The sequence below is a fragment of the Blautia sp. St.27G3 genome (assembly GCF_059728505.1).
Map to the genome: position 1 here is coordinate 933,213 of NZ_BAAGFO010000001.1, position 19,486 is coordinate 952,698.

18 protein-coding genes are annotated in these 19,486 nt (G+C 45.6%); 5 read left to right on the forward strand and 13 right to left on the reverse strand.

Annotation, left to right across the window (positions count from 1 at the left end):
- Positions 1 to 312 precede the first annotated feature (312 nt).
- Positions 313 to 918, forward strand: coding sequence for a hypothetical protein (locus tag AC6I2O_RS04285; RefSeq protein WP_497741920.1), 606 nt, complete (start codon positions 313 to 315; stop codon positions 916 to 918).
- Positions 919 to 928: 10 nt separating this feature from the next.
- Here AC6I2O_RS04285 and AC6I2O_RS04290 read toward each other — a convergent pair whose 3' ends face one another.
- A complete protein-coding gene (locus AC6I2O_RS04290; RefSeq protein WP_497741921.1) occupies positions 929 to 1,906 on the reverse strand; it encodes a ComEC/Rec2 family competence protein in 978 nt (325 codons plus the stop codon).
- A 239-nt stretch (positions 1,907 to 2,145) separates the two neighbouring features.
- Here AC6I2O_RS04290 and AC6I2O_RS04295 point away from each other — a divergent pair, with 239 nt between their 5' ends.
- Complete coding sequence (locus AC6I2O_RS04295; RefSeq protein ID WP_497741923.1) at positions 2,146 to 2,772, forward strand: hypothetical protein; 627 nt, start codon at positions 2,146 to 2,148, stop codon at positions 2,770 to 2,772.
- Between the two features lie 469 nt (positions 2,773 to 3,241).
- Here AC6I2O_RS04295 and AC6I2O_RS04300 read toward each other — a convergent pair whose 3' ends face one another.
- The 8 genes from AC6I2O_RS04300 to AC6I2O_RS04335 form a co-directional block, all read right to left on the reverse strand.
- On the reverse strand, positions 3,242 to 4,594 hold the full coding sequence (locus AC6I2O_RS04300; RefSeq protein ID WP_497741924.1) for an MATE family efflux transporter: 1,353 nt from the start codon (positions 4,592 to 4,594) through the stop codon (positions 3,242 to 3,244).
- A gap of 115 nt (positions 4,595 to 4,709) precedes the next feature.
- A complete protein-coding gene (locus AC6I2O_RS04305) occupies positions 4,710 to 5,138 on the reverse strand; it encodes a hypothetical protein (RefSeq protein ID WP_120392399.1) in 429 nt (142 codons plus the stop codon).
- Positions 5,122 to 5,337, reverse strand: a complete 216-nt coding sequence (locus AC6I2O_RS04310) for a helix-turn-helix transcriptional regulator (protein ID WP_120392400.1) — start codon at positions 5,335 to 5,337, stop codon at positions 5,122 to 5,124. Before AC6I2O_RS04310 ends, AC6I2O_RS04305 begins: the two co-directional genes overlap by 17 nt.
- A 430-nt stretch (positions 5,338 to 5,767) precedes the next feature.
- Entirely contained in the window at positions 5,768 to 6,379 is a 612-nt protein-coding gene (locus tag AC6I2O_RS04315) for a KpsF/GutQ family sugar-phosphate isomerase (protein ID WP_497741925.1), read from the reverse strand.
- A gap of 31 nt (positions 6,380 to 6,410) precedes the next feature.
- Entirely contained in the window at positions 6,411 to 7,187 is a 777-nt protein-coding gene (locus AC6I2O_RS04320; RefSeq protein WP_497741926.1) for a PfkB family carbohydrate kinase, read from the reverse strand.
- A gap of 111 nt (positions 7,188 to 7,298) precedes the next feature.
- Positions 7,299 to 8,324, reverse strand: a complete 1,026-nt coding sequence (locus AC6I2O_RS04325; RefSeq protein ID WP_497741928.1) for a LacI family DNA-binding transcriptional regulator — start codon at positions 8,322 to 8,324, stop codon at positions 7,299 to 7,301.
- An 87-nt stretch (positions 8,325 to 8,411) separates the two neighbouring features.
- On the reverse strand, positions 8,412 to 8,723 hold the full coding sequence (locus AC6I2O_RS04330) for a Smr/MutS family protein (RefSeq protein WP_497741929.1): 312 nt from the start codon (positions 8,721 to 8,723) through the stop codon (positions 8,412 to 8,414).
- Between the two features lie 203 nt (positions 8,724 to 8,926).
- Complete coding sequence (locus AC6I2O_RS04335) at positions 8,927 to 10,300, reverse strand: alpha/beta hydrolase-fold protein (protein ID WP_497741930.1); 1,374 nt, start codon at positions 10,298 to 10,300, stop codon at positions 8,927 to 8,929.
- Positions 10,301 to 10,582: 282 nt separating this feature from the next.
- Between AC6I2O_RS04335 and AC6I2O_RS04340 the strand changes: the two genes are divergently transcribed.
- Genes AC6I2O_RS04340 through AC6I2O_RS04350 form a run of 3 tightly spaced genes read left to right on the forward strand, consistent with a single transcriptional unit; the run spans position 10,583 to position 14,778 of the window.
- Complete coding sequence (locus AC6I2O_RS04340; protein ID WP_497741931.1) at positions 10,583 to 11,575, forward strand: sugar ABC transporter substrate-binding protein; 993 nt, start codon at positions 10,583 to 10,585, stop codon at positions 11,573 to 11,575.
- Between the two features lie 48 nt (positions 11,576 to 11,623).
- Positions 11,624 to 13,168 carry a sensor histidine kinase gene (locus AC6I2O_RS04345; RefSeq protein ID WP_120392405.1) on the forward strand — a complete coding sequence of 515 codons (1,545 nt, stop codon included), beginning with the start codon at positions 11,624 to 11,626 and terminating at the stop codon, positions 13,166 to 13,168.
- Between the two features lie 35 nt (positions 13,169 to 13,203).
- Positions 13,204 to 14,778 carry a response regulator transcription factor gene (locus AC6I2O_RS04350; RefSeq protein WP_497741932.1) on the forward strand — a complete coding sequence of 525 codons (1,575 nt, stop codon included), beginning with the start codon at positions 13,204 to 13,206 and terminating at the stop codon, positions 14,776 to 14,778.
- 28 nt (positions 14,779 to 14,806) lie between these two features.
- Here AC6I2O_RS04350 and argH read toward each other — a convergent pair whose 3' ends face one another.
- The 4 genes from argH to AC6I2O_RS04370 are packed head-to-tail and all read right to left on the reverse strand — an operon-like array spanning position 14,807 to position 19,482.
- Positions 14,807 to 16,333, reverse strand: a complete 1,527-nt coding sequence (argH, locus tag AC6I2O_RS04355; protein ID WP_497741933.1) for an argininosuccinate lyase — start codon at positions 16,331 to 16,333, stop codon at positions 14,807 to 14,809.
- Positions 16,334 to 16,349: 16 nt separating this feature from the next.
- Entirely contained in the window at positions 16,350 to 17,456 is a 1,107-nt protein-coding gene (locus AC6I2O_RS04360; protein WP_497741935.1) for a mandelate racemase/muconate lactonizing enzyme family protein, read from the reverse strand.
- Positions 17,453 to 18,439 (reverse strand): ABC transporter ATP-binding protein, encoded by a 987-nt coding sequence (locus tag AC6I2O_RS04365; RefSeq protein WP_120392409.1) that lies wholly within the window; start codon positions 18,437 to 18,439, stop codon positions 17,453 to 17,455. The genes AC6I2O_RS04360 and AC6I2O_RS04365 overlap by 4 nt, the downstream gene beginning before the upstream one ends.
- Positions 18,440 to 18,441: 2 nt before the next feature.
- A complete protein-coding gene (locus tag AC6I2O_RS04370; RefSeq protein ID WP_497741936.1) occupies positions 18,442 to 19,482 on the reverse strand; it encodes an ABC transporter ATP-binding protein in 1,041 nt (346 codons plus the stop codon).
- Positions 19,483 to 19,486 lie beyond the last annotated feature (4 nt).

Sequence of the window (19,486 nt, forward strand, 5' to 3'; positions counted from 1 at the left end):
AAGTATATCATTCTTTTCCCGAAACATCCAGAGTAATCTTCTATATTTTATTTCCGAAAATAATAGAGCATTTTTTGTTTATTTCGTCACAATAACATAAACCATTTTCAGGTAATAGTATGCTCCGTATTCAAAATTGTATGCCTGAAAAAACACCTTGACTGTACAAACCCTGTTTTCAGATCTTTTAATTTTTTAAAGAAAATATCAAGAATTCTGATACAACTTTTATACAGTTTTTCCACAGTGAAAACACATTTTTCTATTAAAGTATTAGTGTCGACAAAACAATTACAGAAAGGATTTGATAAAATGAAAAGAAAATTTGCAACAATCATACTTGGTCTTACACTGGCAGTTACTTCCATGGGTGTATCCGCATCAGAACCTGTTAACAGTCAAAACGTCCAACAAGAAATCACAGCAGAAAAGACACTGGGAACCGTGAGAAAAGTTGACGGTAAAACCTTATTCATTGCTCTCTCGGAACCAGATGAGATACCAGCGCAAAATCCAGAAATCGTCGAAGAAAAGAAACAGCAGGAAAATTTTAAAAACAACGCCAATGCGGAAAATATGGAAGATGAAAATGCGAATCTTGAAGAAAACGCAGAAAACACAAATGTCGAGATAAACGCGCAAGATATACAAAATGAAAATCAGGATATCGAGAACTCTGATTTAACAATGCTCGAAGTGGCAGATGACGCCACGATATACAGCGTGCCAAACACAGAAGACGGAAATGCCCTGATGAAAGAATGCGCCACACAAGACGTCGAGCTTCCAAAGCTTGAAACGCTCGACATTTCAGCCATCAAAGAGGGCAATGAAATCTGCATCTGGCACGATGAAGAGGGAAAAGCTGTACTTCTTCTCGTACTTGATCCAGATACAGAAACGGCTGCAGAGCAGTAGGACATAATTCCTACTTTGTCATTTCCCACCAGATTTCATCTCCATTTGAATATGCAATGACTGTCCCGATTTCATCGGTGCGGTAAACAGTCACTCCGTATCGGGATAAACGTTCCAAAGTCTCCCAGTGCGGGTGGCCGTACTCATTCTCCTTTCCGCAGCTGATTACTGCGAACTTCGGTTTTGCTTCCTGCAAAAATTCTTCGCAGGTGGAGCTAGATGAGCCATGGTGGCCCGCGCAGAGTACATCGCTTTCCAGCTTGAGCGAGGAGGCACAGACAGCCTCTTCGCTCCCTTTTTCTGCATCTCCCATCAACAAAAAACTGTTGTCTTTGTTTACAATACGAACAGCCACAGAATTATTATTGGAATCCTCTGTAATCTCAGAAGGCGCAAGCACCGTAAATCCGGCATCTCCCAGTGTATACATATCGCCCGGCGACGGATGTTCCACTGTAAGTCCCTGGTTTGCGACTGCATCCATGAAAGATCGGTATGTTTTGGAATCATGTACATAATCCGGACCAATCACATGTTTCACCTCAAAGTTATTCAACGCACCAATCAGTCCGCTGATATGATCCGCATCATAATGCGAAGCAATCACATAATCCAGCGTATAAATCCCCTCATCTCTCAGATAGGAGACTACAAAAGATGAGACATCCCGGTCCCCGCCGTCGTAAAGCATCGCATGCGTATCAGAACGCACCAACACAGAAAGCCCCTCTCCGACATCCAGAAAATGAATCTCAAAGTTCTCCGTCCCGGCCGTATTCTGTCCGCGGCGCATTCCCAACCGGGAAGTAAGCTCTCGAAAGACAGGAATATCATCTTGCAGCTCGCCAAAAATTGTTCGCGACTGCTCCGGAAACATCCAGGATAGCAGACACAAAAGCAATACAACCGGAAGCGGCACGCGGCGCAGCCATCTGGAAAATGGTGTGTTTCTTTTTGACGTTCTTCGATATTTTCTCTTACGTGCCATAATAACCTCTTTCCTTACTCTTGCGTTATTTTTTATATTATACGGAAAGAAACGGCCGGGTTCAAGTCTGTCCTGATAAAATTTAAATACACGCGCAGCATCAAACCAGGCTCCTAAAATGAATAAAAAACTGAAAAATTATCAGATTCTATGATTTATTATATTGAACTGAGGGAAGCTACCTGCTACAATTTCAAATGATTTATATTCAATTCTTATTGTACAGAAAGGGAAAATTTATGAAAAAATCAATTTTAACATTGTGTGCACTCCTTTTATGCACTGCAGCAGGGACTGCCGTTTCTGCACAGGAAACAGAACTCTCCACAGAAGAAGCTGCAGTCAAAGAAGGCTGGATGCTTTACACCTCTGCTTCCAGTGAACTCTATACGATAGAAGTGCCGGATGATTATATTGAACTGAGTGCAGATACGCTTGATACGCTGATGGACACAGTCGGGGAAGATGTTTTTGAAAACGCCGGTCTTGATCTTTCCATTCTTGGAAGCATTGATTACTCCAACACAGATTACCTTTACAGCGCAGATATGCTGAGTAACCTGAATGTGCAGATTTCAAAAGCTTCCGGTCTCACACAGGATATGATCACATCCATGAAAGATGATCTGGATGCGCAGATGGCTGCTACCTATATGGCTATTGGCGTGGCGGAGGAAGACTGTGAACCGATGGATGTGGAACAGATTGGTGAAAATACTTTTTACCGCTACACGGTAAGCATGATGGATTCTACCATGCACCAGTACATCATCTGCAACGAAGACACTGACATGTTTACGATTACTTTTACGAACTTTGATGAAGAAATTGAAAAAGAAATCATTGAGTCATGGAAACTTCTGTAAAACCGGCATTCATACAAATGAGTGTCTCTTACACACCTTCTTTTGCAGTATAAGAACATAAAAAGGCAAAATTTTAGGGCTATCTGACTTTCTCGTCATCAGATAGCCCTTTTAATGAATAATTTCCAGTTTCACTTCATAACCTCCTGTTCTTTTATTTTGAAGCCTCCCTTATGGGTCCCTTCCTCCCATTGGCGTCCCCTCCTTCAAGTGCTTTTCGCTTGTATCAGAGATTTGAATGAACTATGCCATTGGACCGTCCTCCTAATAATTTGTCATTTCCTTGTTGTTATCATTATTATAATGTTATTCTTCTGTTTTGTCAATAGTTATTTGTTATTTTTTTATAAAAAATAATATTGTCTGAAATAATAAGAATTTTCAGACAATATTCTCATTTTATTCTCTGTACTTTTCCCCGCGTGAATAGACTGCCACCTTTTTTCCTGTCCGGCCATACACCCCACGCTCAAATCAAAGTCCCATACGCCTGCATACGATCCAGTTTGCGAACGCAATGAATACACATCGAAACAAGATATACACAGGCAACGCTCCAGGCTGCCTGATCGCAGCAGCAGATAGCCAGATACCCGTACACCGGAGTAAACCCAATTCCTACAATACTGCGCGCCGCCATTTCCAGCACACCTGCAAATACAGCACGGCCGGAAAAACCAAGTCCCTGAATCGCCAGACGGCATATGTTCAGAATTCCAAGCGACCACAGAAAATAACCGATGTACCGCAGATACTGTCCGGCAGCATCCAGCACAGCTGCGGAATCCTTTGACACAAACAGACAGGCAAGATCTCTTCCATAAAAAATCAGAACGATCCCTGCGGCAAATCCATAGGAAATTGCAATCAACAACCCATCTTTTATTCCACGGCGCACACGGTCCATCCGCCTTGCTCCCAGATTTTGTCCGCAAAACGTAGATACCGCTGTCGCGAAGGCATCAAACGGGCAGATAAAAAACTGTTTCAGACGCATTCCCGCCGTAAAACCAGTGACATAAACGGTTCCAAGCCCGTTATTGGCTGACTGCATGACCATACTGCCAATCGCTGTAATCGAATACTGCAGCCCCATGGGCAGTCCCATTAAAAGAAGTCTTTTGACATAAGCTGCTTGCAGTAATCTGTGAGACCGTTCCATATGCAGCAGCGGCACCTTCCGGAACATATAAATAAGACACAGAATGCCGCTCATGGCCTGCGAAGTGATGGTTGCCACGGCCGCTCCGGCAACGCCCCACTTTAAAACCAGAATGCAGAACAAGTCCAGAACAATATTGAAACAGGTTGAAACCGCGAGAAACAAAAACGGCGTCCTGCTGTCTCCCACTGCGCGCAAAATACCGGACAGCAGATTATAGAGAATATTAAAGGGGATTCCCAGGAAAATAATCAACAAATAGATATACGCCCCACCAAAAATATCCTCCGGTGTTGAGAGCACTTGCAGGATTTTTGTGCAAAGCAGCACACACACCACAGTCAGAACCAATGCTGCCACCGCAGAAATCACCATCGCATGATACACATACCGCTTCATTGCACCGTAGTCCTCAGCCCCAAACCTCTGCGCCACGGGGATAGCAAACCCACAGCAGATACCAATACAAAAACCAAGCACCAGAAATTGTACGCTGCTTGACGCACCCACGCTGGCCAGCGCATCCGAGCCCAGAAACTGCCCGACAATCGCAGCGTCCACCGTATTATACATCTGTTGAAACAAATTCCCCAGAAGAAGCGGCAATGCAAACTGTAAAAGCAGCCTGAGAGGCTTTCCTTCCGTCATACTCTTTGTCATAATATCCCTCCCATCTGTATCAATGCTATTCATTTTTACAAATTTCTGCAACCTCTTTTTGAAGTTTTACTACTTGTCTTTTTCAGTATAAGAACTCTTTCCGGCAAACTATTTTTCACATCTTTTTACACAGATACTTGTAAACCACAGTCGCTGCCAGATACTGTACAACCGCAGCCCCGGCAAGAAGTCCTATTATTAAAGGCTCCGAATGCAGCAGTGCTGCCACAAAAGCACCGATAAAGCATAACACCATTGTCCCTGCCCAGGTAATATAACCTGCCCGGTTGCGAAGCTGTATTTTTCTTTCATCTTTTAAATAAATCTCCTGACGGCGCGTTTTCTCGCGGTACGCTTCTATATTTTCCGGCCTTGTATGGTAATAATGCCGGATAAACTGGGATACAGCGCTGCACGTAAGCCCAAATCCCATCGCAAAAATCAGCGTGGAATAATAATCAACCGAAATCCGAACCCCTGTTACCATCAAAATGACACCAATCAGTATGTCTCCTGCAAGCAAAATCTTATCCATCTTTTTCATGCTTCTCCTCCTCATAAATAAATATTTCCTCAATCTGCATTCCGAAATACCTTGCGATTTTAAAAGCCAGCAAAATTGATGGGTTATACCGCCCATTTTCCAGAGAACCAATTGTCTGTCTCGATACCTCCAGCGCATCTGCCAGCTCCTCCTGCCGGATTCCTTTCTGTTTTCTCAGCTCCTCCAATCTGTTTTTCATAGATGTTTTCGTTATCCCGCCTTTCTGTATTCATCCGTTCTCCTAGTGTACTGTATCATTTATAATTCGCAGAATTACTTGCCTGAATTTCCATCTGCGTAATTTTACTGAAAATGAATGATACAGTATACTATTTTTTATGGAAAGTTTGCTTTCCATACCCTTATTATACAGTATCTCCCTAAAATGTCAAGTTTACTTTCCATAAAAACAAAAAGGGGTGCCGTACTAAGCTTTGACATACAAGATACAATATTACTATCTCGCCATATTTCACGATATCTTGTATATCATTACCTTAGTGCGACAGCCCCGGTGTAAGGCCTCTTGTATTTTCAGTATTCCCGCAGCACCAACTCCGTAATTCCCTGATTATATCCGCCCACGATCCGTTTTATCCGCGGTTCATGCCATATCCTAGTTCATCCTTTTACTTTTCATTCTCGCGCAATTGTCCAAGTGTTCCCCCCGGATGCCACTTAACATACTGCTGCGGTGTCACTTCCTTGTCCGCCTGCAATACCACACTAAGCGCCTGAAGTACAACCGTCTCTGCCAGAATTGACATTCTCGGAGCCCGCCCCATCGGTCCTCCCTCCTGTGGGATTCCTGCATACAGATGTACTGCGCTTTCTTTCGCAAGCCAGGAATTTCGGTTACTGCTGACGCCGATTACCTTACACCCGTTATTTTTCACTGCCGTTACGGTAGCACGCATCTCTGCCGTCTCACCGCTGTTGGAAATAAAAATCACAATATCTCCCGGAACAAGCTGTCCGCATGAACCGTGCACAGCTTCTGTCCCGTGAAGAAAATAAGCCGGATTCCCGGTCGACGACATCAAAGATGCGATATAACCGGAAATATGTCCAGGCTTGCCGATGCCGGATATATGTACCCGCCCGCCCTTTTTCTGTGCTTTCAGGATCAGGTCTGCCGCAGCTTCAATCTCAGCATAGTCTATATTGTCAATAAAATCATTCAGGTCATCCCCCACTGTGTTGAGGAAAAATGAGCAAGCTTCTTCACATTTTACATTCACAGTATTTACCTCCTCCAAAACAAAACAATACCTATTGCGCTTTCAACGCTGATGTATCCAAAACCGTTCCCGTTCTTTCCTTCAGAAACTTCTCAACACGTGCAAGCGATGGAAGGGACGGCATTACCCCCATACCGGAGACAGTCAGGGCCGCTGTATGATTTGCAAACTGAAGTGTCTCACCGTATCCCCAGCCGCAGCCAAGACCTACGGAAAAAGCCCCTACAAAAGAATCGCCTGCTGCCGTCGGGTCTGCCGCCATGATGTTTTCCGCGCATGGACTATAAAAAATCCCATCCTTTTCCGTATCCAGAATCGCACCAGCCTCTCCCAGCGTAACCAGAACATTCTTTACCCCTTTTGCTTTCAGTGCTGCTGCAGCAGCCCTCGCTTCCTCCATATTTACACTTTTACCTTCATGAGAAATCCTGATTCCAGTCATATCATAGGCCTCATGCTCGTTTGGAGAAATATAAGTAAGATGACACAGCAATTCGTCAGAAAGCGGCGCGCTCGGAGCGGAATTAAGCATTACAGGAACTCCTTTTTCATAAGCATAGGCTGCTACCAGTTCATTGATCTCCATTGGAATCTCCAGCTGAAGTACCACCAGGTCGTACTCTGCAATCTTTTCTTTCAAAAATGCGATTTCTTCCGGTTGTATGCTCATATTGGAACCAGGAAGGACAATAATGCGGTTCACGGTCTGTTTTCCCAGTACAGTCTGGCCTTCTCTCGGAAATATCGCGGTAGTCGCAATCTGATCCATCACAAAACTTCCCACCACAAGAATTTTAGGTTTTTTCATACTTTTATCCCTCCACCGCAATGTAAAAACGTTTCGACAAACAGTAGAAAAACTTTTCTTCTCCATTTTGTTCACTGAATCCCCGTACATTTTTACAGCCATCGGCAGGAATTAAATTTTCCCCACCGAATGACGTCTGATAAGTTCTACATCTAATACTACCTTTTTGGGGTAAACCGTTTTCTCATTTCTATTGATAATGTCCAGTAATTTCATCATCCCGATCTTCCCCATCATTGCTGTTTCCTGCCTGACCACCGTGATATCGGGCTCAAGGAGCTGGGCAACCTCACTGTCATCAAATCCAGTAAGCGAAATATCCTTCCCGATCGTTATCCCCTTTTCCCGAATTGCTTTAATGCATCCGATGCACAAAAGGTTGTTGGCTGCAAAAATTGCGCTGGGCGGATCTTCGCGCTCCAGAAGTTCCAGCGTGCTCCGATAACCATGCTCCTGATACCAGTTGCCAATCATTTCATTCTCAGGCCGGACTTCAATACCGTAATTTTTCAAAGCGTCACGGTATCCTTTCACACGGTCCATTCCGATATTAAACTCCTGCGCACCAGAAATAATTGCAATGTTTCTATGTCCTGCCAAAATCAATTCTTCTGTCAGCAGATAACTAGCTTTATGGTTGTCTATGACAACGGCATGCATATCACTGCCAGATACGTAACGGTCAATAATCACCACCGGTTTCGAAATATTTCTGTAATAATCCAGTTCATCATAAGCCGGAATGATAATCGCTCCGTCAATCGCTCTGCCAAGTTCTCCGGAAAACAGCTTCTGCTCTCTCCTGTGCGAATCCTTGGATGAGAACAACATGGTGTAATAATCCTCCTGGCTGGCAATTTCCTCCACCCCCCGAACCACTGCAGTATAATACTCATTAATGATATCCGGAACCACAACAACGATGATCCGGGACTTGCCGGACTTCATAGAAGCTGCGAGACTGTTCTTCACATACCCCAGCTCTTCTACGGCCCTCTCAACTTTTATTCTTGTTTCATCACTGACGCGATCCAGCCCATTGAGTACACGGGATACCGTGGAGATAGCCACTCCGGCATGCTCCGAAACGTCTTTAATTGTTACTACATGATTCGTTTTCATTCTATCTTCTTTCATCGTATTCCCTTATTGTCGAAACGTTTCTACAAAAATTAAATCATAATCCAAAGGCAATGTCAACAAAAATTTTCTGCTATTCTGCACTCAGTATTCCCGCAGCACCAGCTCCGTAATTCCCTGGTTATATCCGCTAACGATCCGCTGAATCCGCGGCTCCAGGCCATAGCCTAACTCTCTTCGGATCGCATCGCGGATTCTTGTCCCGCCATGAAAACCGTGAATGACCCGAATACGGTAAACGCCGCTGCCTGCACCACTTAGTTTCTTTTCAATTGCCTGTATTGCATCCTCTGCATTCAGACCATGCACATCTATTTCTAAAATTCCAGCCTGCATTTCGTACCTTTCCGGAATAAGGCTTCCAGACTCAGCCTTTCCAAATTTATCGAATGACACTTATTTCCGCCAAACAACGGGCCAATCAGCCATGCTGAGTGCCCTGTTGGTATGCATGGACATTTTACTTTCTTGAGCATAACATAAAACCTTCTGCCTTTCAACTAAGGTGCCCTCCGGGAACACAGAAAATCCCTTCGACTCAGCCATAACCGCCAAGCCGGAGGGACTCCCCTTACATCATGCTACTTTTAAACGCTGTCTTATTTCCAGAGAATATTATCAAATACATCTACAATCAGCTTTCTCCAGAGTACCCAGTCATGTCCATACGGGTAATTCATGGAACGGTAGCTTACGCCTGCTTCATTCAGGCCGTACATATATTCCCAGCATGCGCCTTCGTTTTTGTTATCGTAAAGCTGTACCGGATTTCCGTCTGCATCCATAGCCTGTTTGTAAAGGCTGCGCGTTGCCACGAAATCGTAATCTCCGTAGCCGAAGAAAATGTTCTTTTCTTTCAGTGCCGGGTTCTCGTAATCCGGTTCCACATCGCCTGTGAATGGCGGGCTGAAGAGAATAAATGTATCAAAATCATCTGTATTATGGAACATTGCATATCCTGTGGTTGCACCGCCCATGGACAGGCCCGCGAACGCACGTCTTGCCGGATCTGCGGATGCATTGTAGTCTGCTGTCATATGCGGCAGAACGGTGTCTGTAATAAAAGCAAGGATTTCCGGACGATTCCAGCGGAATCCGGCGTCACTCGGGAAATCAGAGCCATTTGGCGTAACAACGATGGTCGGCTCCATGCGGCCTTCTGCAATCATATTGTCCAGAATATTTACCAGTCCGTTCGTCATCCAGCTTCCATCGTAGCCGCCGCCACCGTGGAAGAGAACAAGAATCGGATACGCTTCTTCGCGCGCCGCATCAAAGCCGTTCGGAAGATAAATACCATAAGAAGTGTGGATGCCGCTCTCTGTTGTTGCTGTCTCAAAAAGAACCGTACCGTTTTCTCCGTCTCTCGGTGCTTCCTCATCGTGCCGGATGGTAGCTGCCTGCTTTTCCTCATCATACGGAACGTAAACAGCTGTCAACGTCTGCTCTCCCCCCAGGTTTTCGAGATCTTCATCCTCTGCAAGGTAGTTCACATTTGCCGGGTCCGCAACCATTTTCGCATCAGTATAATCGGTCAGCTCTGCACCTGCCGCCCCGTCTACATAATAGCGGTAAGCCCAAGTTCCGGTCGGAAGCGGAATTGTATAGGACCACACGCCAGTCTCCTCATCTTTTTCCATCTCAGCGGTTGGCCAGTTATCCGTTTTCCATACCGTATATCCATCCTGCCACTCTTCCGGCGCAGCATTTTGACTTGTAAAATAGCTTGCGCTCTCAATATCAGAAAAACGCCATTCTCCGTAGATGCGGACTCTCGATGCATCCGGGTCTTTGTAACGGAAAGTCACATAATATCCGGTCGGTGAATCCTCGGATTTTACTACGGTTGTCTGCTCCAGGGCTGCAAATTCCTCTTCTGTGTAGCCCTCATAAGTAGCTGCCATCGCTGAACTGCCTGCCAGCAGCATTCCCATTGCAGTCATCGTTGCAAGTATCGTTGTTGTACGTTTCATATGTTTTGCTCTCCTTTCGCATCGGGCGCTGTCCATTTCTCAAACTGGCACCGAGCCGTCAGCCCCGTATTTTTGCTTGCAGATAAATAGTATAAAAAGTGTTACGAAAAAAACAGCTTCAAATTTTGGACAGTTTGTGTTTTCCTTGCTTTTTGCGATGCATTATTTTGCGAAGCATATAATATCTTGACAAGTTCGGTTCTGGCTTCTTTACAAAGGGGGGAGGCATTTGGTAAATTTATTTTGTGGGAGTGGCGGATGTTACGGAATGGGGGAAATGAAATGAAAAAATCTATCGCTCTTCTTGGCGGTTTTAGCCTTGTGTTGCTGATTCTTTCTGTATGTTTCTTTTATCAGCCGGTCTCAGGAATACCGAAAGATCTTCCAAGATATGCCTGCATTGTATGTGCGCCGGAGGAGGGGTACTGGGGTAAGGTTAAGGAGGGAATTCGGCTTGCGGATGAGGATTTTCATACTTCTACGCGCATCAGTGGTTTTTCGATTCTGGACTCGGCGAGGCAGGTTGAATTATTGCAGGAAGTCGAGTATTTGAATCTTGACGGTGTGATTACGGTCGGTGACCCGGATATTTTAGAATTAAATACGATCATCAGCCAGATGGAATCGGACGGCATACCGGTGGTTTTGATTGATACCGATTCTGCACAAAGCGGGAGAAGCTGTTATATCGGAACAGATAATTATGAAGCAGGCAGGCTTGCAGCAGAAGAGATTTTAAACAGAATTGATGGGGACGTACACGTTGCGGTCCTGGCCACCGGAATGGAAAAATCTTATCAGGCAGAACGGCTCCGGGGATTTCAGGCTGCTTTGGAGGATTCCGGACGCGCGGAAATTCTCGAAGTCTGTGTGAATGAGCAGGACAAGTTCAGTCTGATGGAACGTATCACCTATCTCACTGAAACGTACGATTCCATGAATGCCATGTTCTGTGCAGAGGCCTCAACCACTCAGTATATCGGACTTGCCGGTAACAGCCTGGCTTCTCTGCGGGATCTTGTCATTATTGGCTTTGATGATCTCGACGCTACCCTGCAAGCCATACGAAATGGATTTCTTGACGCCACGATCATTCAGGATGCACAGGCGATGGGATATGAAGCTGTCCGTTATCTTTCTTCGCACGCCGGACATCGTACAGGCCGGACAGAGACACAAAACAGTGACCGTTTTGAGCCAATTGCTGCCGGGAATCTGTATACAAAAATTCAGATTGTCACCGCAGATAATGTTGATACATACAAAATACCGTAATACACGGGAAATTCGTTCCCGAAAACCAGCCTGAAAGGGAGATACCAGATGCCACATGCAAACCCAGCTACTTTATTTTACAGAAAAAATCCGTTATTCAGCCACAGAAAATCTCTGAAACTTACGGAGGAAACTACGACAAAAGAACGGTTATCCGCCTTTTACGTTCTTCTTTTTGGCGTGACGCTGATTACTGTGCTGTTTACCTTTCTGATCCATACGGCAGACAGCAGACAGTATCAGCGCGTCATTCACAAAATGGTTGTGCTGAACGAATTTTTCGAGTCCAACGAAAAAGTATTGGCACAGATCAAAAGTTTTGTGACAGCAGAAACCACAGCGCCTGCTGATATCGTAAATCAAAACCTGGACTCTATGGAAGCCTGTCTTGCCCTACTTCAGAACTCGGAACAGGATCTCCGGATATTCCGGGAACTGCAGGACTGTGCAGATATGACCGATGCTATCCGCACAAGGACAGCCCCGCTGTATCATGCAATGGAATTATACAAAAACAAAAATGCCAGTTTTGAAACCTTACATTCCGGCAGCAGGGAGATTTATGCCATCTCAGAAGCACTCTCCTCCCGTTACAACATCATCAGCAAAATGCTGCTTGACAATATCCAGCAGTCTTTTCAGGCAATGCAGACGCGCACGCATGCCTTTTTCGTGGTTTTTCTGATTATGACCGGAATTCTTTTCTTTTTTCTGTTGTTTCAGATTCATGAGCTTTCCAGAGCCGTATCCGGCCCTGTGCAGGCATTGACACAGGCAGCAGAAAAGATTAAAAAAGACGGAATCTGCAATAGCATTTCCGTCTCTGTGTCTGCAAAAGTGGACCGGGATCTCAGAATCCTCACCGAAGTATTTCATGACATGCTCCTCCAGTTGAAACGGCAGATGGAAATTATCACAGAAAACGCCCGCATTGCGCAGGAGCTCGAACGCGCTCATCTGCGCGAATTACAGTTGCAGATCAATCCGCATTTTATGTTTAATACGCTGAACATGCTCTCCGACACAGCATACCTGGAGCATGCAGATCAAACAGCGCAGCTGCTCGAACAGGCTGCAAAGATGTTTCGTTTCAGCCTTGATTACGCCGGAAAAAAAATCACGCTATACAAAGAACTTGAGGAGCTTGGACGCTATGTGACAATACAGGAAAAGCGATTCGGAGACAGAATCCGTTTTCTGTTTGAACTCGACGAATCTTTTCATTTTATTGAAATCCCGGCACTTATCCTGCAACCTCTTGTAGAAAACGCCATCGTACACGGTGTGGGCATGTACACTGAAAACGGACGGATTACCATCCGAACCCGGTATGAAAAGGAGACTGGCACAGGCTGGCTGATTGTGGAAGACAACGGCCTGGGGATGTCGGAAGAAAAAAGAATCCATATTCTGCACGATATCCACCAATATGCGGACAGCGGTCTGAAAATCGGCCTTGGAAATGTATACCAGAGGCTTCGCATGACATTCGGCGACCGTGTTTCCGTGGAAATCGCAAGTGCAACAGAGCAGGGCACAAGGGTGGCTTTTGCAATCCCTTTGCCGGACATGCCGCTTCCAGGCTCAACGTAAAAAATTAGGGCAAGCATGAAATCGGAGGAACTGATATGAGCAGAACTTACCGCATCCTTATTGCTGAGGATGAACAAATTGAACGACTTGCATTAGAGAGTAAAATCCGTGAAATCGGCAGTCATATCCAGCTAATTCCAAGCGCCTGCGACGGTTACAGCCTGATACGCAGCGTTGAAAAGGAGCATCCGGATATTGTGATTGTGGATGTAAACATGCCCGGCCTGAGCGGGTTAGACGCCATTGAAATACTGAAAATGAAGCATGTGGACATGAAGATCATCATCAATTCTTCCTACAGCGATTTTTCCTACACGCAAAAGGCACTAAAGCTCGGAGCCAGTGATTATCTGCTCAAGCCAAGCAGCAAAGACGAACTGTACAGCGCCATTCAAAAAGCCTGCCGCACGCTTGATGAAGAGCGCAGCCTCCACGATGAACAGGAAAAAAACCGGCAGGCTGCCAGCGATCTCTACCCCATTGCCGCAGAAAAATGGATTTATTCCCTCTTATGTGGCCAGATAGACGACCGCTGTTATCAGCTGCTCAAAAAGGAGACGCCTGCCCTGGAACGCGGCGGTATGTTCACGTTCTGGAAGCTTCTTCCCGCAGACGGACCGGAAGCAGCCGATACCACCGCTTTGTCTTTGCCAGCACAAAAACGAATATCAGAACTGCTTATCAGATATATTGGCCAGTACTGTAAATTTTTTTCTGCGGAGCATCACGGCATGCAGATTGTATTCCTTATGGCTGATTCCTTCTCATCAAAAGAAGAATTGGAACATTTTCTCCACGAAACTATCGAATATACCTACCAGCAGTTAAAAAATAACGGCTTTCACGTCTTTGTCGGCGTCAGCCGTTTCCAGGGTAATCCCCTGCACTATGCAAACGCGCTTCAGGAAGCACGCCTTGCTCTGATAGAGCGAAAACGCCCCGGCATTTCCCATTTTCAGTATCTTCCTGGGAGCCCAAAAACCTGCGCCCTTACGGAATTACCGCAAAAAATCCTGCCTTTGTTGCGAGAAAACAAAAAATCAGATGCGCTTGCACTTATCGAGTCCACCCTCCGGAAAGATCTCAGTCGGGTTGATTCTGATTTTGACTATTTAAAAGCGCAGTCTGTACTCTTTTTGCTGCGCCTAGAAGAGCTCACGTTCCGTTATCATTCCTATGCAAAAACCGGCTGGCTGATCTGGGAAAACTTTTATGAAATCAAAAACGGACCGGAGCTGCTCGCCTGGCTTCTCGGCCGGGCAAATATGTTTGCCGAAAATTCCGAAAAAGAAGAAAGCATGTACATCAAAAAAGCACTGCTCTATCTGAATGAAAATTATGATAAGAATATTTCTCTTGATGAGGTCGCTGGACAGATCGGTATCAGTCCATTCTATCTCAGCCGGCTTTTCAAGCAGGAAAAAGACCTGACCTTTGTCGAACTCCTCACGGACCTGCGCATCCGAAGAGCTGTTTCCATGATGGCAGACAGTGAAAAAACCCTGCGCGAAATCAGCATCGCCACAGGGTTTTCCAGTCTTCCCTATTTTTACCGCGTCTTTAAAAAGACGACTGGTTTTACGACCGGTGAAATACGCCAGTATCTTTAAGTCAGTTTTACAGAATACGTTACTGCCTTCAGTATTTTACTATTTTTTCTATTTCATCGCTCAGTTTTTTATCGGCCATACGTATTCCTGTTTTTTTCTGTTCCAGCCAGGTTTCATTGGTTTGCACTTTTTGCAGCGCAGACCGGAGCAGATTTTCCATTGCAGTAGGCCCTGTTCCGCCCGGTATGTCTCTGACATAAATGAAGCGCAGCGGGTCCAGACAGTTATGAAACGGGGCAAATGCCATATCAAAAGAACTGTCGAAATATTCTTCATATGCTTCGGTGAAAAAATCTTCGGTGATATTTTTCAGATTAAAGTTCTGTCGTTCCGCCTTTTTCACCATGTGCGACACAAATCCATGCGCTTTTCGAAAAGGCACGCCGCAAGCCCGCACCATTTCATCTGCCAGTTCTGTTACTGTAGAAAAACTTTCGTACGCCCTCTTTTCCAGCAGCTCCTTATTCACCTCTGTCGTGGCCAGTACGGCATTGAACAGTTCAATACTCTCCTCCAGCTTTGTAAACGCTGCGTCCAGTGTATCTTCTACATCCTCATGGTCTGAAACATCACCGTAAGGACATTTCAGAAAAGCCGTATGCACCGTGTCCGCAAGCCCTTTGATAAGCGAAAGTGAGCCGCGCAGATGCTCCAGCGCAATAGGATTTCTTTTCTGAGGCATAATGGAACTCGTTGAAGAATAACCGTCTGCCAGAATAATCATTTTTTCTTCTTCCGTAGACCAGAGCAATAAATCTGTGATAGTCCTTCCCAGGTCAAGCGCACACAGAGAGATTGCGGAAGCCGCTGTAAAAAAGTGATCAAAATTACCTATGGCATCGTAAGAACACTCAATTGTCTTATCGAACCCCAACAGTTCACATACGCGATCTCTTGAAATCGGAAATCCAGTCGTTGTAGCAGCCGCAGCCCCCATCGGCGACTGATTGGTCGCGTCATATGCAAAGCAAAAGCGTCCGATGCAGCGGTCAATCACATCCGTAAATCCAAGAAAGTAATGTCCGAGCAGCCCCGGCTGTGCATGCTGCGTATGCGTATGAATGACATACACGGTAGATTTATGCGTTTCTGCAAATAACCGGACTGTATTCTGAAAATGAATCAGTTTCTCGATCAGAGATATCAGATGTTTGCGAACGCCAAGCCTTGACCACGTCATGCTCATGTCATTGCGGCTTCTGCCCAAATGTAGATTTCCACCGGCTCCCCCGCTCATGTCAATGATCTGCTTTTCCATCTGAAAGTACAAATCCTCAAATTCTCCGCTGTATTCCATCCCGGGATAAACAGAATAATCAATTTTCTCAATCGCCCTCATAATCTTTCCGGCATCACTCTGTTTCACAATTCCCTGCTCGCTGAGCATTACCAGATGCGCTTCATTTACATTTTTTATGTATGGCAGAAGGCGGTCGCGAAAACGGCAGAAAGCCGGCTTGGAATCAACCTGCGCCAAAATAACAGAAGGATAATGATTCCCGTTTTTCTTCATCACTTCTTCCCGCTCTTCCAGATAATCATGATTGAGTCTCATCCCCACACCCCTTTCCTTAATTTACAGTAACCCGGTATTGTTCCAACTGTTCAAAATCAATTTCGATTCCAATACCCGGGTGATCCGGAGCCTTGATAAAACCATCTTTATCCGGTACGATTTTCTCTGTGAACATCGCATGCAAAAGCCCGTTCGTATTACTGTCATAATACTCGGCAATCAGTCCGTTTGGCACCGCTGCAACAAGCGGAATATGGATTTCCTGATCGCCGTGCGGCGCGACCATAATATGCGCGCTCATCGCCAGATCCGCGACTTTTTTCCATTCTGTAATCCCGCCCAATATCTGCGCGTCCGCATTGAGAATATTCGCGGCGTGCTTATCTATAATCTCTTTGAATCCCCATTTCGTATACTCATTTTCTCCAATGGCAATCGGAGTAACCAGTTTCTCTGTCAATTCAGCACAGCCTTCCAGATCGTCCACATGAAGGGGTTCCTCAAACCAGAAAATATTCCGCTTATCCAATTCCCGCCCGATTTTCAGGGCTTCTATTCTCGAATAAGCATTGTTGGCGTCCACCATAATATCAACGTCTTTTCCAACAGCATCTCTTACGGCGTCTATTCGTTCGAGATCCTCCGAAATAGAAGCGCCGCCGATTTTCATCTTAACGGCATGTACGCCCTTTGCAACATTGGTACGCATTTCATCCTGCAATTCTTTTATTCCTTTTCCAGGAAGATAATACCCTCCGGCTATGTAAACCGGTACCGCCGGGCGATACCCGCCCATCATCTGATACAGCGGCCTCCCTGCTGCCTTCCCGATAATATCCCACAGTGCAATATCCAAGCTGCTGATTGCATGCATTTCCATCCCTTTCCGGCCATATACCTTCGGAAGATACATTTTCGCCCAGATACGCTCTACATTAAAGGGGTCTTCCCCCAACACCCGGTCTCTCAGATTCCGGATCGTGTTTACCACAAGATTGGTGGTGCCGCAGGTTCCTCTCGTCCAGCCATATCCTGAAATTCCATCATCTGTTTTTACTTCGCAAATAATAATCTCTGTTCCGTCATAAGTATACAGTCCGTTTGAAATAGGCTTCTCATGCGACGTATAATAAGCATGCGCTATAACATCCGTGATTTTCATATCCTTTTCTCCTCCATTCGCACATCATGAATCCGCCTGCATGCAACAAAATGCCCCGGTCTCACTTCCTGAAGTTCCGGCCTGCCTTTTTTACACAGTTCACACGCATAACTGCATCTGCTGTAAAAACGACATTCTTCCGGCAGATTAACTGGAGATGTAATTTCTCCTTTAATCAATATCTCCTCTTCGTTCTCTGTTATTTCCGGCACCGGTATTGCCGAGAGAAGCGCTTGCGTATAGGGATGCATCGGGTGATCAAACAATTCTTTTACAGGCGCTTTTTCCACCAGAGAGCCGAGGTACATAACGGCAATCTCATCTGCAAAATGATTCACCACAGAAAGATTGTGTGTGATAAAAATATACGTTAACTGCAAGGAATTCTGCAGTTCCTTCATCAGATTCAAGATCTGTGCCTGTATGGAAACATCCAGCGCAGATACCGGTTCGTCGCACACAATAAATTTCGGATTCATTGCCAGCGCCCGCGCAATTCCGATTCTCTGGCGCCGTCCTCCGTCCAATTCGTGCGGATAGGAATTATACAATCGTCTCGCCAGTCCGACTGTGTCCATCAGCTCCAATACCCTGTCTTCTATCTGTTGTTTGCTTCCCCTGCCCTTGTAAATCTTGTTCACAACCAGAGGTTCCGCAATCAACTGACTTACCGTCATTCTCGGATTCACCGATGAAAATGGGTCCTGAAAAACAATCTGCATATCGCGCCGCAGCGCAGACAACTGTTTTTTATCTGCCTTTGTCACATCAATACCCTCAAAAATCACTTCCCCGTCCGTTGGTTCCACCAGCCTCAGGATCGCTCGCCCTGTCGTCGATTTTCCGCATCCGGACTCACCTACAATGCCCAGCGTTTTCCCTTTTTCTATAGAAAAACTCACGCCGTCAACTGCATGGACCGTTCCTTTTTTGGTTTTAAAATATTTCTTCAGGTTCGTTACCTTCAAAATCGCTTCCTGCATAGTTATCCCTTCCTTTTAATGTGGAATTCTGCATCACGGTATGCAGTGCACCATACGCTGTGTCCGTCCTCATACGTTTTGCGAGCCGGCTGTTCCGCATAACACGCCTGCGCGGCGTAGGGACACCTTTTTGCAAAGGCACAGCCCTGCGGCAGATTCGCCGGGTCAGGCATCAATCCCGGAATCGACTTTAAGGAAGCCACGCGATTATGGATATTCGGCAGAGAATTAAACAGACCTTCTGTATATGGATGAAGGGTTTCATTAAAAATCTGTTTCAGTGTTCCCTGTTCCACAATCCTCCCTGCATACATGACCGCCACCTCATCACACATCCTGGCAACTACGCCAAGATCATGCGTAATCAAAATCATGGAGGTTCCGTATTCTGTCTTTAGCTGTTTCATCAGTTTCAGAACCTGTGCCTGAATCGTAACATCCAGAGCCGTGGTAGGTTCGTCTGCGATCAAAATTTCAGGCTTACACGCCAATGCAATCGCAATCCCCACACGCTGTCTCATCCCTCCGGAAAACTGATGCGGATACTCGGATGCTCTTGAGGAACTGATTCCAACGATCTCCAGCATCCTTGCCGCCCGTTCCATTGCCTCCTTTTTCGACACACGGCCGTGAAGCATAATGCTTTCGGAGATTTGCTCCCCTACTTTCATCACCGGGTTCAAAGATGTCATCGGGTCCTGAAAAATCATGGCAATCTCATTTCCTCTGATTTTGCACAGTTCCGCAGCGCTCAGTCTCTGAACATCTGTCCCGTTTACATAAATATGATCCGCCTCCACAACTCCGGGCGGCGTTTCGATCAGATTCATAAGAGATAGCATACTCGTCGTTTTCCCGGCTCCGGTTTCCCCTACAATCCCGAGCGTAACTCCCCGTTTCAGCTGCAAGTCAATCCCGTTTACTGCCATTACAACTTCGGATGATGTCTCATAACGAACCCTTAAATTCTCTACGTCTATCGCATACTTACTTTGCTTTTTCTCTTCTTTTCTTTCCGCACTTACGTTTCCGTCATAGAACATACAA

Excerpts from the sequence above, each read along its gene's own strand:
- AC6I2O_RS04285 (WP_497741920.1), top strand. The coding sequence starts at position 313 with ATGAAAAGAAAATTTGCAACAATCATACTTGGTCTTACACTGGCAGTT.
- AC6I2O_RS04290 (WP_497741921.1), bottom strand. The coding sequence starts at position 1,906 with ATGGCACGTAAGAGAAAATATCGAAGAACGTCAAAAAGAAACACACCA.
- AC6I2O_RS04295 (WP_497741923.1), top strand. The coding sequence starts at position 2,146 with ATGAAAAAATCAATTTTAACATTGTGTGCACTCCTTTTATGCACTGCA.
- AC6I2O_RS04300 (WP_497741924.1), bottom strand. The coding sequence starts at position 4,594 with ATGACAAAGAGTATGACGGAAGGAAAGCCTCTCAGGCTGCTTTTACAG.
- AC6I2O_RS04305 (WP_120392399.1), bottom strand. The coding sequence starts at position 5,138 with ATGAAAAAGATGGATAAGATTTTGCTTGCAGGAGACATACTGATTGGT.
- AC6I2O_RS04310 (WP_120392400.1), bottom strand. The coding sequence starts at position 5,337 with ATGAAAAACAGATTGGAGGAGCTGAGAAAACAGAAAGGAATCCGGCAG.
- AC6I2O_RS04320 (WP_497741926.1), bottom strand. The coding sequence starts at position 7,187 with ATGAAAAAACCTAAAATTCTTGTGGTGGGAAGTTTTGTGATGGATCAG.
- AC6I2O_RS04325 (WP_497741928.1), bottom strand. The coding sequence starts at position 8,324 with ATGAAAGAAGATAGAATGAAAACGAATCATGTAGTAACAATTAAAGAC.
- AC6I2O_RS04335 (WP_497741930.1), bottom strand. The coding sequence starts at position 10,300 with ATGAAACGTACAACAACGATACTTGCAACGATGACTGCAATGGGAATG.
- AC6I2O_RS04340 (WP_497741931.1), top strand. The coding sequence starts at position 10,583 with ATGAAAAAATCTATCGCTCTTCTTGGCGGTTTTAGCCTTGTGTTGCTG.
- AC6I2O_RS04345 (WP_120392405.1), top strand. The coding sequence starts at position 11,624 with ATGCCACATGCAAACCCAGCTACTTTATTTTACAGAAAAAATCCGTTA.
- AC6I2O_RS04350 (WP_497741932.1), top strand. The coding sequence starts at position 13,204 with ATGAGCAGAACTTACCGCATCCTTATTGCTGAGGATGAACAAATTGAA.
- argH (WP_497741933.1), bottom strand. The coding sequence starts at position 16,333 with ATGAGACTCAATCATGATTATCTGGAAGAGCGGGAAGAAGTGATGAAG.
- AC6I2O_RS04360 (WP_497741935.1), bottom strand. The coding sequence starts at position 17,456 with ATGAAAATCACGGATGTTATAGCGCATGCTTATTATACGTCGCATGAG.
- AC6I2O_RS04365 (WP_120392409.1), bottom strand. The coding sequence starts at position 18,439 with ATGCAGGAAGCGATTTTGAAGGTAACGAACCTGAAGAAATATTTTAAA.
- AC6I2O_RS04370 (WP_497741936.1), bottom strand. The coding sequence starts at position 19,482 with ATGTTCTATGACGGAAACGTAAGTGCGGAAAGAAAAGAAGAGAAAAAG.